The organism is Streptomyces kronopolitis, from assembly GCF_050953795.1.
GTDB classification, from domain to species: Bacteria; Actinomycetota; Actinomycetes; order Streptomycetales; family Streptomycetaceae; genus Streptomyces; species Streptomyces kronopolitis_A.
Window position 1 is genome coordinate 6158963 of sequence record NZ_CP191850.1, and the last position, 12741, is coordinate 6171703.

Annotated in this window: 12 protein-coding genes; 11 read left to right on the forward strand and 1 reads right to left on the reverse strand. The window is 71.7% G+C overall.

Going from position 1 to position 12741, the window contains the following annotated elements; genetic code table 11:
• Positions 1-32 precede the first annotated feature (32 nt).
• From ACQP17_RS27260 to kdpC, 7 genes are all read left to right on the forward strand, one after another.
• Positions 33-635 (forward strand): PaaI family thioesterase, encoded by a 603-nt coding sequence (locus ACQP17_RS27260; RefSeq protein ID WP_433858620.1) that lies wholly within the window; start codon positions 33-35, stop codon positions 633-635.
• Positions 632-1153 carry a dUTP diphosphatase gene (dut, locus tag ACQP17_RS27265; protein WP_433858621.1) on the forward strand — a complete coding sequence of 174 codons (522 nt, stop codon included), beginning with the start codon at positions 632-634 and terminating at the stop codon, positions 1151-1153. The genes ACQP17_RS27260 and dut overlap by 4 nt, the downstream gene beginning before the upstream one ends.
• A gap of 1 nt (position 1154) precedes the next feature.
• A complete protein-coding gene (locus ACQP17_RS27270; RefSeq protein WP_433858622.1) occupies positions 1155-1925 on the forward strand; it encodes a DUF3710 domain-containing protein in 771 nt (256 codons plus the stop codon).
• Positions 1926-2251: 326 nt separating this feature from the next.
• A complete protein-coding gene (kdpF, locus tag ACQP17_RS27275) occupies positions 2252-2341 on the forward strand; it encodes a K(+)-transporting ATPase subunit F (RefSeq protein WP_040898161.1) in 90 nt (29 codons plus the stop codon).
• A gap of 31 nt (positions 2342-2372) precedes the next feature.
• On the forward strand, positions 2373-4049 hold the full coding sequence (gene kdpA, locus ACQP17_RS27280) for a potassium-transporting ATPase subunit KdpA (RefSeq protein ID WP_433860020.1): 1677 nt from the start codon (positions 2373-2375) through the stop codon (positions 4047-4049).
• Complete coding sequence (kdpB, locus tag ACQP17_RS27285; RefSeq protein ID WP_433858623.1) at positions 4046-6190, forward strand: potassium-transporting ATPase subunit KdpB; 2145 nt, start codon at positions 4046-4048, stop codon at positions 6188-6190. Before kdpA ends, kdpB begins: the two co-directional genes overlap by 4 nt.
• Positions 6191-6195: 5 nt before the next feature.
• Positions 6196-6861, forward strand: coding sequence for a potassium-transporting ATPase subunit KdpC (gene kdpC / locus ACQP17_RS27290; RefSeq protein ID WP_433858624.1), 666 nt, complete (start codon positions 6196-6198; stop codon positions 6859-6861).
• Positions 6862-7186: 325 nt separating this feature from the next.
• On the opposite strand, the gene ACQP17_RS27295 is transcribed toward kdpC, so the two are convergent.
• Positions 7187-7759 carry a GNAT family N-acetyltransferase gene (locus ACQP17_RS27295; protein ID WP_433858625.1) on the reverse strand — a complete coding sequence of 191 codons (573 nt, stop codon included), beginning with the start codon at positions 7757-7759 and terminating at the stop codon, positions 7187-7189.
• Between the two features lie 280 nt (positions 7760-8039).
• Between ACQP17_RS27295 and ACQP17_RS27300 the strand changes: the two genes are divergently transcribed.
• The 4 genes from ACQP17_RS27300 to ACQP17_RS27315 all read left to right on the forward strand — a co-directional run bounded on the left by ACQP17_RS27300 (position 8040) and on the right by ACQP17_RS27315 (position 12732).
• Entirely contained in the window at positions 8040-10592 is a 2553-nt protein-coding gene (locus ACQP17_RS27300; RefSeq protein ID WP_433858626.1) for an ATP-binding protein, read from the forward strand.
• A 79-nt stretch (positions 10593-10671) separates the two neighbouring features.
• Positions 10672-11355 (forward strand): response regulator, encoded by a 684-nt coding sequence (locus ACQP17_RS27305; RefSeq protein ID WP_433858627.1) that lies wholly within the window; start codon positions 10672-10674, stop codon positions 11353-11355.
• A gap of 102 nt (positions 11356-11457) precedes the next feature.
• Positions 11458-11856: an OB-fold nucleic acid binding domain-containing protein gene (locus tag ACQP17_RS27310; RefSeq protein WP_189096321.1), complete on the forward strand. Its 399-nt coding sequence runs from the start codon at positions 11458-11460 to the stop codon at positions 11854-11856.
• Between the two features lie 3 nt (positions 11857-11859).
• The gene (locus tag ACQP17_RS27315) at positions 11860-12732 is read left to right on the forward strand and encodes a DUF3159 domain-containing protein (RefSeq protein WP_433858628.1); all 873 of its coding nucleotides are present in this window, start codon (positions 11860-11862) and stop codon (positions 12730-12732) included.
• Positions 12733-12741: the final 9 nt, after the last annotated feature.

Below are 12741 nucleotides of genomic sequence, written 5' to 3' on the forward strand. Positions count from 1 at the left end.
GCCCGTGACGTGCGCGGGTAGGGTCTGCACTCGTGAGTGGAACTGACAGAACGAGGGCGGAGCTGACGCGGCTGACGCCACCGAAGGACGCCGTCGCTCCGGTCCGGCACCCCGACGCGCCGGCGCCCGGAGAGCTCCTCGGCGCGCACTACGACCGGTGCTTCGGCTGCGGCACGGGCCAGCCCCACGGCCTGCACCTCGAGGCGCGGGCCGGCGAGGGCGTGAGTGTACGGGCGGAGTTCACCGTCAAGGAGGCCCACCAGGGTGCGCCCGGCCTGGCGCACGGCGGGGTGCTGGCCACCGCGCTGGACGAGACGCTCGGCTCGCTGAACTGGCTGCTGCGGGTGATCGCGGTGACCGGCCGGCTGGAGACCGACTTCGTACGGCCGGTGCCGCTGGGCACGGTGCTGCATCTGGACGCGCGGGTCACCGCGGTCCACCGGCGCAAGATCTACTCGTCGGCCGTGGGCCGCATAGGCGGTCCGGACGGCCCGGTCGCGGTGCGCGCCGAGGCCGTCTTCATCGAGGTGAAGGTCGACCACTTCATCGACAACGGAAGGGCCGAGGAGATCCAGGCGGCGATGGCCGACCCGGACCAGGCCAAGCGCGCGCGTGCTTTCGAGGTGAACCCGTGAGTCAGGGACGTGAACCCGTCGGGGTGCTGCTGCGGCGACTGGACCCGGAGGTGCCCGTTCCGTCGTACGGGCATCCCGGCGACGCCGGCGCGGACCTGGTGACCACCGAGGCAGCCGAGCTGGCGCCGGGGGAGCGCACCGTGCTGCCCACCGGGGTGTCGATCGCCCTTCCCGAGGGCTATGCGGCGTTCGTGCACCCGCGGTCCGGGCTGGCCGCCCGGTGCGGACTGGCACTGGTGAATGCCCCCGGGACGGTCGATGCCGGGTACCGTGGAGAGATCAAGGTGATCGTGGTCAATCTGGACCCGCGCGAGAGCGTGCGGTTCGAACGATTCGACCGGATCGCCCAATTGGTCGTCCAGCAGGTCGAGAAGGTGCGCTTCCACGAGGTGGCGGAACTTCCCGGCTCGGCGCGGGCCGAGGGGGGATTCGGTTCCACCGGCGGTCATGCGGCGGTGGACGGCTCCACGGGCGGGAATGAATACGCATCGGTCGGTGCCGACCGGGAAGGACAGTGACGTGTTCGGACGTCGCAAGAAGAACGAGGCTCCTGAAGAGTCGGCCAGGGACACCACGCTCGCCGACGGGCAAGCGGTGAGCGACGCCGACGAGGACGAGGCGGCGGCACAGCAGCGGCTCAGTCTTCCGCCCGCGCCGCGGCCCGACGGCCCCTGGGACGCGGCGGAGGTCTCCGAGCCCGGTGAGGGCCGGGTGGACCTCGGCGGCCTGTTCGTGCCCGGTGTCGAGGGCATGGAGCTTCGGGTGGAGGTCGCCGGTGACGCCATCGTCGCCGCGACCGTGGTGCTGCAGGACAGCGCCGTGCAGCTGCAGGCCTTCGCCGCCCCCAAGAACGAGGGGATCTGGGGCGAGGTCCGCGAGGAGATCGCCTCCGGCATCACCCAGCAGGGCGGCGTCATCGACGAGGTCGAGGGCCCGCTGGGCTGGGAGCTGCGCGCCCAGGTACCCGTGCAGCTGCCGGACGGCACGAACGGGGTGCAGGTCGTGCGCTTCGTCGGTGTCGACGGCCCCCGCTGGTTCCTGCGCGGCGTGATCTCCGGCCAGGGCGCGGTGCAGCCGCAGGCCGCGGGCGTGCTGGAGCACATCTTCCGGGACACCGTCGTCATCCGCGGTGAGTCCCCGATGGCGCCGCGTGACCCGATCGTCCTGAAGCTGCCGGACGACGCCCAGATGGTGCCGGACGGTGTGCAGCAGGAGCCGGTCGAGCAGTCGCGCTTCGGCGGCGGTGTGGAGCGTCTGGAACGCGGGCCGGAGATCACCGAGATCCGCTGACACGGACGGCGGCCGGGCGGCGCGAGGGCGCCCCGGTAGCGGCTGGATCCTGACGGTCACATGGGCCCGTACTCCCCGACAGGGGGTACGGGCCCTTGTCGTCCGCCCAGGTCAGGCCGCAGGGCGTAGAGATTGCGTCAACGGGGCGCCAATGGCCGTAAGGGAGGCGTCAACGGCGGTCGCGGGCGGCGGGAAGGGCGCTTTGCTCTAGGAGTCCCTACCTCCTCCTCCCTCTAGGAGCGCCCGATGGCCGACGTGGCCTTCGTCGTCGTCACCCTCGCGGTCTTCGCCCTGGTGGCTCTCGTCGCCAAGGGGGTGGCGAAGCTGTGACCGTCGAGAACACCGTCGGGCTGCTCGTGGCCGTCGCCCTGCTCGGCTACCTGGTCCTCGCCCTCGTCTTCCCGGAGAGGTTCTGAGGTGTCCACCGCTGTTGTCGCGGCGGGCCCGATGAGCCCCGCCCTCGCCGGCGTGCTCCAGCTGACCGCGCTCGCCGCGGCGCTGGCCCTGGCGTACCGCCCCCTCGGCGACTACATGGCCGCCGTCTACAGTGCGCCCCGGCACCTGCGCGTCGAGAAGGTCCTCTACCGCTGCATCGGCGCCAACCCGGACGCCGGGATGCGCTGGCCGGCGTATCTGCGCGGCGTCCTGGCCTTCTCCGCGGCGGGCGTGCTCCTCCTGTACCTGCTCCAGCGCGTCCAGGGCGGGCTGCCGCTGTCCCTCGGCTTCGCGTCGATCAGCCCGGACCAAGCGTTCAACACCGCGGCGTCGTTCGTCACCAACACCAACTGGCAGTCCTACAGCGGCGAGCAGGCCATGGGCCACGTCGTACAGACCGCCGGCCTCGCGGTGCAGACCTTCGTGTCCGCCGCCACCGGCATGGCCGTCGCCGTCGCACTGGTCCGCGGCTTCGCCCGGTCCCGCACCGGCGAACTCGGCAACTTCTGGGCCGACCTGGTCCGCGGCACGGTGCGGGTGCTCGTCCCGATCGCGGTCGTCGGCGCCCTCGTCCTGGTCGCCTGCGGTGCCCTGCAGAACTTCTCCGGCATCCACGAGGTCGGCCAGTTCATGGGCGGCGCCCAGCAGACCAACGGCGGCGCGGTCGCCTCCCAGGAGGCCATCAAGGAACTGGGCACCAACGGGGGCGGCTACTTCAACGCCAACTCCGCCCACCCCTTCGAGAACCCGAACGCCTTCAGCAACCTCTTCGAGATCTTCCTGATCCTGGTCATCCCGTTCGCGCTGACCCGCACCTTCGGCAAGATGGTCGGGAACGTGAAGCAGGGGTACGCGATCCTCGCCACCACCGTCGTCATCTGGCTCGGTTTCACCGCGCTGATGATGTGGAGCGAATTCACCCACGGCGGCCCCGCCCTGCAGGCCGCGGGCGCCGCCATGGAGGGCAAGGAGACCCGCTTCGGTGTCGGCTCCTCCGCGATCTTCTCGGTGGCCACCACCCTGACCTCCACCGGCGCGGTCGACGCCTTCCACTCCTCGTTCACCGCCTTCGGCGGCGGCCTCCAGCTGCTCGGCATGATGCTGGGCGAGATCGCCCCCGGCGGGGTGGGCTCCGGGCTCTACGGCATGCTCGTCATGGCGGTCATCGCGGTGTTCCTCGCCGGCCTGATGGTGGGCCGCACGCCCGAATACCTCGGCAAGAAGATCGGCACCCGCGAGATCAAGCTCGCCGCCTGCTACCTCCTCATCACCCCGACGCTGGTCCTCGGCTTCACCGCGGCATCGATGGTGCTGCCGGACGCGCTGGGCTCGATGCTCAACACCAAGGCGCTGGGCGCCGGTTCGCACGGCTTCTCCGAGGTCCTCTACGCGTTCACCTCCGGCGCCAACAACAACGGCTCGGCCTTCGCCGGACTGAACGCCAACACGCCCTGGTACAACACCACGATCGGCCTGGCCGTGCTGCTCGGCCGCTTCCTGCCCATGGTGTTCGTGCTCGCCCTCGCCGGCTCGCTCGCCGAACAGCAGCCGGTCCCCGAGACCGCGGGCACCCTGCGTACCGAAAAGCCGCTCTTCGCCGGGCTGCTCGTCGGCACGATCCTGATCGTCACCGGTCTGACCTACTTCCCGGCGCTGGCCCTCGGCCCGCTGGCGGAGGGGCTGTCATGACCGTCCCCGTGAAACCGGAGGAGCCCGGCACCATGGCCTCCCGCTCGACACTCACCCCGGCCCGCGCGCCGCACCAGGACGCCCCCGGCGGGCAGCAGCCCGGCGGCGGCCGCGTGGGCGGTGGACTCTTCGACCCCCGGCAGCTGATCACCTCCCTGCCGGACGCGCTGCGCAAACTCGACCCGCGGGTGATGATCAAGTCCCCCGTGATGTTCGTGGTCGAGGTCGGCTCCGTGCTGACCACCGTCTTCGCCTGCACCTCCCCGGCGGACTGGTTCGGCTGGGCGATCGCCGCCTGGCTGTGGCTGACCGTGCTGTTCGCCAACCTCGCCGAGGCGGTCGCCGAAGGCCGCGGCAAGGCGCAGGCCGACACCCTGCGCAAGGCCAAGACCGATACCGTGGCGCGCCGCCTCACCGACGGGAGCGAGGAGCACGTACCCGGCACCGCTCTGCGCATCGGCGACCTGGTGGTCTGTGAGGCCGGCGACATCATCCCCGGTGACGGCGATGTCGTGGACGGCGTGGCCTCCGTCGACGAGTCGGCCATCACCGGTGAATCGGCCCCGGTCATCCGGGAGTCCGGCGGCGACCGCTGCGCGGTGACCGGCGGGACGAAGGTGCTCTCCGACCGCATCGTCATCAAGATCACGACGCGGCCCGGTGAGACCTTCATCGACCGGATGATCAACCTCGTCGAGGGCGCCGCACGGCAGAAGACCCCCAACGAGGTCGCGCTGAACATCCTGCTCGCCTCGCTCACCATCATCTTCCTGCTGGCCGTCGTCACCCTCCAGCCGTTCGCGATCTACGCGGGCGCCGAGCAGCCCATGATCGTGCTGCTCGCCCTGCTGGTCTGCCTGATCCCGACGACGATCGGCGCGCTGCTCTCGGCCATCGGCATCGCCGGCATGGACCGGCTCGTGCAGCGCAACGTCCTGGCCATGTCCGGCCGCGCCGTCGAAGCCGCGGGCGATGTATCGACATTGCTGCTCGACAAGACCGGCACCATCACCCTCGGCAACCGACGGGCAGCCGAGTTCGTCCCGGTACGCGGCACCACCGCGGCCGAGGTCGCCGACGCGGCCCAGCTGTCGTCACTGGCCGACGAGACCCCCGAGGGCCGCTCCGTCGTCGTCCTCGCCAAGGAGACGTACGGACTGCGCGAACGCCACCAGGGTGAGTTGACGGGCGCCGAGTGGATCCCGTTCACCGCCCAGACCCGGATGTCGGGCGTGGACGTCGACGGGCGCAAGGTCCGCAAGGGCGCGTCCGGCGCGGTCATCGCCTGGGTCCGGGAACGCGGCGGCCCCGTCGCCGAGGACGCCCGCCGGCTCACCGACGCCATCGCCGAGGCCGGCGGCACCCCGCTGCTGGTCGCCCTGGAGGACGAGAGCGGTCCGCGGGTCCTGGGCGTCATCCACCTCAAGGACGTCGTCAAGGAGGGCATGCGCGAACGCTTCGTCGAACTGCGGCGGATGGGCATCAAGACCGTCATGATCACGGGCGACAACCCGCTGACGGCCAAGGCCATCGCCGAGGAGGCGGGCGTGGACGACTTCCTCGCGGAAGCCACCCCCGAGGACAAGATGGCGCTCATCAAGCGCGAACAGGCCGGCGGCAAGCTGGTCGCGATGACCGGTGACGGCACCAACGACGCGCCCGCGCTCGCACAGGCGGACGTCGGTGTGGCGATGAACACCGGCACCTCGGCCGCCAAGGAGGCCGGGAACATGGTGGATCTGGACTCCGACCCGACCAAGCTCATCGAGATCGTCGAGATCGGCAAGCAACTGCTCATCACCCGGGGCGCGCTGACGACCTTCTCGATCGCCAACGACGTCGCGAAGTACTTCGCGATCATCCCGGCGATGTTCGCGGTGGCCTACCCGGGCCTGGACACCCTCAACATCATGCGGCTCTCCAGCCCCAACTCCGCGATCCTCTCGGCGATCATCTTCAACGCGCTGGTCATCGTCGCCCTGGTGCCGCTCGCCCTCCGGGGCGTGCGGTACCGGCCGGTCAGCGCCGACCGGATGCTGCGGCGCAACCTCGCCGTCTACGGACTCGGCGGCCTGATCGCCCCGTTCCTCGGCATCAAACTCATCGACCTGCTCCTCTCCCTCATCCCCGGAATCGGGTGACCGCCGTGAACCACCCCGTACGCAACACCGCCCGCTTGATGGGGGCGGGCCTGCGCGCCCTGCTCGTACTGACCGTGGTCTGCGGGGTCCTCTACCCGCTGGTGGTCACCGGCGTGGCCCAGGCGGCGTTCCCCGGCCGGGCCAACGGCTCCGAGGTGAGCTCCCAGGGGAAGGTCGTCGGCTCCTCGCTGATCGGCCAGCGCTACGACAAGGGCAAGGACAAGCAGGGCAATCCCGTCCCGGACCTGAAGTTCTTCCAGCCGCGCCCCTCGGCGGGACTGGGCAGCAACCGGACCAACGGCGTCAATACGCGGTACGACCTCCAGGTCTCCGGCGCGTCCAACCTGGGCGCGACCAACACCGACCTGGTGAAGGCGGTCAAGGAGCGCAAGCAGTGGGTCGCCGAGACGTACGGGGTGCCCGCCTCGGAGGTCCCGGCCGACGCCGTCACCTCCTCGGGCTCCGGCCTCGACCCGGACATCTCCCCGGCCTACGCCCAGCTCCAGGCCGACCGCGTCGCCAAGGAGAACCACCTCCCCGCCGACCGGGTCCACCGGCTGGTCACGGACCATACGGACGGCCGCACCCTGGGCTTCATGGGCGAACCCCGGGTGAACGTACTGGAGTTGAATGCCGCGCTGAGGGAGCTGGCGCGGGGGCGGGGGGCCTGACGGGGAAGGGTGTGGTGCTTGCGGCGGGGGTGGGGCGCTGGACCTTGCGGGGCCCAGTCGCCGCAGGTGTGGCCTCCCGCTGTTGCGGCCCTTGTGGCCGGCGCGGCGGGAGGCTGAAGTGCGCCTGCATCACGGGTCGTTGCGGGAGTTGTCCACAGGCGTTGCCCGCCGTGTCGCGCCGTACGCAATACTGACGCGACCGGCAGTATGGCCGGCCCCAGCCCCAGCCCCGCCCCAAGGCCAGCCCCCCCTGCTTCCTGCCCCCGCGCCCTCCACCCCGCCCAAGGCCCCCTGCCGTCCCCCTGTGTCTCCCGCCCGCCTCGATCTACCAGACGTCCCCGTCACGCCAGTCGCAGGTGAGGTCGGTGTCGAGGTCGAGTGCCGTGGTGGCGGTCGGCAGGACGTAGATGCAGCCGTCCTCGTCGGCGGTGCGCCGGATGCCGTACGGGGTCAGCGCCCAGGAGTGGCCGCGCCACAGTTGCCAGCCGCGGGCCGCGTAGAAGGAGGCGGCCTCGTCGGAGGCACCGAGTGCGCCGAGGTCGTAGCCGCCGCGGACCACCCGCTCCAGCGCGTCCATCATGGCCGCGCCGTGGCCGCGTCCGCGCCGGTCCGCACGGACGCCCACGCCCTCCACGTACCCGCAGCGCAGCGCCCGGCCGCCGTGCAGCAGACGCCGCTGGATCACGGAGGCGTGCCCGATCACCTCGCCGTCCTCCTGGACCAGGGCGTGCAGACCGCCGAGCGCGTGTTCCCAGTCCTCCGCGGTCATGTCGTCGAAGACGTCGTAGAGGAGGGCGCGGACCGCCTTGAGGGTGGCGGTGTCCAGGCCGGAGGTGTGGGCGATCCGTACGCCGGGGATGCGGGGCGTGGTCAGCTGTGCCTCGGTCATGCCGGTCATCGTTGCAGCCGTGCGGTGGCCGGGCGACGGCTTTTCCCGTCCGTCCGCGGTTCCTCACCGCCCGGTCGGCGCGGTCGTGTGCCGTCCACCTTCCGCGGTCCGTCCGCGTCCCGCCCCGGGACCGACCGACCGGACGTCCCGCCCCTCCCGAGCCCCCCATCAGAGTCCCGTCAAGACCTGTCGTGAAGTCGTCCGCGGAGGCTTTTGTGCCCTTGTCGGGTCGTAGGGTCGCAGCAGGGTCAGCCCGGTGGGGGCGGCCTTCACGTAAGACAATGGGGCCATGGCACGCGGCAAGCTACGGATATATCTCGGCGCGGCACCGGGCGTCGGCAAGACGTACGCGATGCTGTCCGAGGCGCACCGGCGTGTGGAGCGGGGCACGGACCTCGTGGTGGCGTTCGTCGAGCATCACGGCAGGCCCCGTACGGAGGTCATGCTGCACGGACTGGAGCAGATCCGGCGCCGGGAGCTGGAGTACCGCGGCGCGCTTTTCACCGAAATGGACGTGGACGCGGTGCGGGCCCGCGGGCCGGCCGTGGCGCTGGTCGACGAGCTGGCGCACACCAACGTCCCCGGGTCGCGCAACGGCAAGCGGTGGCAGGACGTCGAGGAGCTGCTGGAGGCCGGGATCGATGTGATCTCGACGGTGAACATCCAGCATCTGGAGTCGCTCGGGGACGTCGTCGAGGCCATAACGGGGGTGCGGCAGCGCGAGACCGTACCGGACGAGGTGGTCCGCCGGGCCGACCAGATCGAGCTTGTCGACATGTCACCCCAGGCGATCCGCCGGCGGATGGCGCACGGCAACATCTACCAGTCCGACAAGGTGGACGCCGCCCTGTCCAACTACTTCCGGCCGGGCAACCTCACGGCGCTGCGCGAGCTGGCGCTGCTGTGGGTCGCCGACCGGGTGGACGAGTATCTGCAGGAGTACCGCGCGGAGCACTCGATCCGCTCCACCTGGCAGGCGCGCGAGCGCATCGTGGTCGGGCTCACCGGCGGGCCGGAGGGGCGGACGCTGATCCGCCGTGCGGCCCGGATGGCCGCCAAGGGGTCGGGCAGCGAGGTGCTCGCCGTCTACATCGCCCGCAGTGACGGGCTGACCTCGGCCTCGCCCAAGGAACTCGCCGTCCAGCGCACGCTGGTGGAGGACCTGGGAGGAACGTTCCATCACGTCATCGGCGACGACATCTCCGGTGCCCTGCTGGAGTTCGCGCGGGGGGTCAACGCCACCCAGATCGTGCTGGGGTCCAGTCGCCGCAAGGCCTGGCAGTACGTGTTCGGGCCCGGTGTGGGCGCGAGCGTGGCCCGGGATTCCGGACCCGATCTCGATGTGCACATCGTCACCCACGAGGAGGCCGCCAAGGGCCGGGGGCTTCCGGTGGTGCGCGGGGCACGGCTGGGGCGGGCCCGGATCATCGCCGGCTGGCTCGTCGGTGTCGTCGGCCCGGTGCTGCTCTCGCTGCTGCTGACCGGCATCGCCAACGGACCCGGGCTGGCCAACGACGTGCTGCTGTTCCTCTTCCTGACCGTCGTGGCCGCGCTGCTCGGCGGGCAGCTGCCGGCGCTGGCGTCGGCCGCGGCCGGATCGCTGCTGCTGAACTTCTACTTCACCCCGCCGACGCACACCCTCACGGTCAGCGACCCGGAGAACCTCGTCGCGATCGTGATCTTCTTCGCGGTCGCGGTGTCGGTCGCCTCCGTGGTGGATCTCGCCGCCCGGCGCACCCACCAGGCCGCCAGGCTGCGTGCCGAGTCGGAGATCCTCTCCTTCCTGGCGGGCAGCGTGCTGCGCGGTGAGACGACGCTGGACGCGCTGCTGGAGCGGGTGCGCGAGACCTTCGGCATGGAGACGGTGGCGCTGCTGGAGCGGGCCGGCGACGTCGAGCCGTGGACCTGCGCGGGCCGGGCCGGCACCGACCACGGCGCGCCGCTGCTGCGCCCCGAGGACGCCGATGTCGACATGCCGGTGGGCGACCACATGGCGCTGGCGCTGCGGGGCCGGGTGCTGCCCGCGGAGGACCGCCGGGTGCTGGCCGCGTTCGCCGCCCAGGCCGCCGTCGTACTGGACCGGCAGCGGCTGGTGGGCGAGGCGGAGCGGGCCCGGGAGCTGGCCGAGGGCAACCGGATCCGCACGGCGCTGCTGGCCGCCGTCAGCCACGATCTGCGCACCCCCCTGGCGAGCATCAAGGCCTCCGTGACCTCCCTGCGCTCCGACGATGTCGCCTGGTCCCGGGAGGACGAGGCGGAGCTGCTGGCCGGCATCGAGGCGGGCGCCGACCGGCTGGATCATCTCGTCGGCAATCTCCTGGACATGTCCCGGCTGCAGACCGGCACCGTCACCCCGCTGATCCGCGACATCGACCTCGACGAGGTGGTGCCGATGGCGCTGGGCGGCGTCCCGGAGGGCAGCGTCACCCTCGACATCCCCGAGGAGCTGCCGATCGTCGCGGTCGACCCGGGGCTGCTGGAGCGTTCGGTCGCCAACCTCGTCGAGAACGCCGTCAAATACAGCCCGGACGGGCGGGCGGTGCTGGTCTCGGCCAGCGCGCTCGGCGACCGGGTGGAGCTGCGGATCGCCGACCGCGGTCCGGGGGTGCCGGACGGCGCCAAGGACCGGATCTTCGAGCCCTTCCAGCGCTACGGTGACGCGCCGCGCGGCGCCGGCGTGGGGCTGGGACTGGCCGTGGCGCGCGGCTTCGCGGAGGCGATGGGCGGCACCCTCGCCGCCGAGGACACCCCCGGCGGCGGGATGACCATGGTGCTCACCCTCCGGGCCGCCCCCGGCGGGCCGCCCGCCAGGCCCGGTCTCCCGGCGCGGGCCACGACATGATCCCGGCCGCCGGGATCACCCCCACCCCACCTCCGGCGGGCCCGGCCCGCCGGGGGACGACACCGCGAGGAGAACGCCAGTGAACCGGGTGCTTGTGGTCGATGACGAGCCGCAGATCGTCCGCGCCCTCGTGATCAACCTGAAGGCGCGCAAGTACGAGGTCGACGCCGCCCCCGACGGGGCCACCGCGCTGAAGCTCGCGGCCGCCCGTCACCCCGATGTGATCGTCCTCGACCTCGGCCTGCCCGACATGGACGGCGTCGAGGTGATCAAGGGCCTGCGGGGCTGGACGCGGGTGCCGATCCTGGTGCTCTCGGCGCGGCAGACCTCCGACGAGAAGGTGGAGGCGCTGGACGCCGGCGCGGACGACTACGTCACCAAGCCGTTCGGCATGGACGAGCTGCTGGCCCGGCTGCGGGCGGCGGTGCGCCGGGCCGAGCCGACCGGGCCGGCAGACGACGAGGTGATCGTCGAGACCGCGGGGTTCACCGTCGACCTCGCCGCGAAGAAGGTCAACCGCGGCGGGCGGGACATCCGGCTGACCCCCACCGAGTGGCACCTCCTGGAGGTCCTGGTCCGCAACGCGGGCCGGCTGGTCAGCCAGAAGCAGCTGCTCCAGGAGGTCTGGGGCCCCTCGTACGGCACGGAGACCAACTATCTGCGGGTGTACATGGCCCAGCTCCGCCGCAAGCTGGAGGGCGACCCCTCGCACCCGGAGCACTTCATCACCGAGCCGGGCATGGGATACCGCTTCGAGCAGTAGTGCCCGCGGCGGCCCACCCGGCCGGGCGCGGCTTTGTCAGGCGGGGACGAAGTCCCTCTGCGGGCCGTGATCCGCCGCCCCGGCCACCGGTACGCTGGGCGCATGAGTGCTGGGACCCGATCCGAGAAACCGGCCGGTCGCTTCCGCCGGATGCTCGACCGGCTGTCCTCCTCCGAGGAGGAGCTGCAGTCCGCCGAGCTGCAACAGGATGCGCAGAACGCGGGGTGCACCCGTATCTGCGACTGCGACGACCGCCAGATAGTCAAGGTCACCGGCACCCTGCGGCATGTCACGCTGCGGCCGCGCGCCGGAGTGCCCGCGCTCGAGGCGGAGCTGTTCGACGGCTCCGCGGCGCTCGACGTGGTGTGGCTGGGACGCCGCTCCATCGTCGGGATCGAGCCGGGCCGCAAGCTCATCGCCTCGGGCCGGGTCTCGCTGAGCCACGGACGCCGGGTGCTCTTCAATCCGAAGTACGAACTCCGACCGCTCGGACAGGAGTAGCCGGTGACGTCTTACGACCGACCGACCACTGACGCGCATGCCCATCCCGATCCCTCCGCAGGCCCCTCGCCCGCTCCGTCCGGCCAGGGCGCCGAGGACGCCCCCGACGGCAGGCAGCTGACCGAGGCCGCGCTGTTCGAGGCGTTCGGCGGCGTGCGCGGCATGGTGGAGACCGTGGTCCCCGGCCTGCTGTTCGTCACGATCTTCACGATCAACAAGGATCTGCACGTCTCGGCGATCGCCGCGCTGGTGGTCTCGCTGGTGCTGGCGGCCGTGCGCCTGGTCCGCAGGGACACCGTCAAGCACGCGTTCAGTGGTGTCCTCGGGGTGGCCTTCGGCGTGGCCTTCGCGATGATGACCGGCAACGCCAAGGACTTCTACCTGCCGGGCATGCTCTACACCCTCGGGCTGGCCGCCGCCTACCTCGGCACCACGCTCGCCGGCGTTCCGCTGATCGGGCTGATGCTGGGGCCGGTGTTCAAGGAGAACCTCTCCTGGCGCACCCGCAACCCCGGCCGCAAGAAGGCGTACGCCAAGTCCAGCTGGGCCTGGGGGCTGATCCTGCTCGCCAAGTGCGCGATCCTCTTCCCGCTGTACTGGTGGGCCGACACCACCCAGCTCGGCTGGGTGCTGATCGCGCTGAAGATCCCGCCGTTCCTGCTCGCCGTCTACCTCACCTGGATCTTCCTGGCGAAGGCCCCGCCGCCGATCGACGTCTTCGCCGAGATGGAGGCGAAGGAGAAGGCCGAGGAGGAGGCCGCCGAGCGCCGCCGCGGCGAGCGCGCCGCCGCGGACCGGGGGGCCGGCGAGCCGTACGGGGACCTCGCGGCGCCGGCCGCCCCCGAGCGCCCGCAGGGGCCGCGGCACCGCCGCTGACTCCGCCGA

What these genes read in the sequence shown, in the direction of transcription:
- kdpA (WP_433860020.1), top strand. Translation starts at nt 2,373, where the DNA reads ATGAGCCCCGCCCTCGCCGGCGTGCTCCAGCTGACCGCGCTCGCCGCG.
- kdpB (WP_433858623.1), top strand. Translation starts at nt 4,046, where the DNA reads ATGACCGTCCCCGTGAAACCGGAGGAGCCCGGCACCATGGCCTCCCGC.
- ACQP17_RS27295 (WP_433858625.1), bottom strand. Translation starts at nt 7,759, where the DNA reads ATGACCGGCATGACCGAGGCACAGCTGACCACGCCCCGCATCCCCGGC.
- ACQP17_RS27300 (WP_433858626.1), top strand. Translation starts at nt 8,040, where the DNA reads ATGGCACGCGGCAAGCTACGGATATATCTCGGCGCGGCACCGGGCGTC.
- ACQP17_RS27310 (WP_189096321.1), top strand. Translation starts at nt 11,458, where the DNA reads ATGAGTGCTGGGACCCGATCCGAGAAACCGGCCGGTCGCTTCCGCCGG.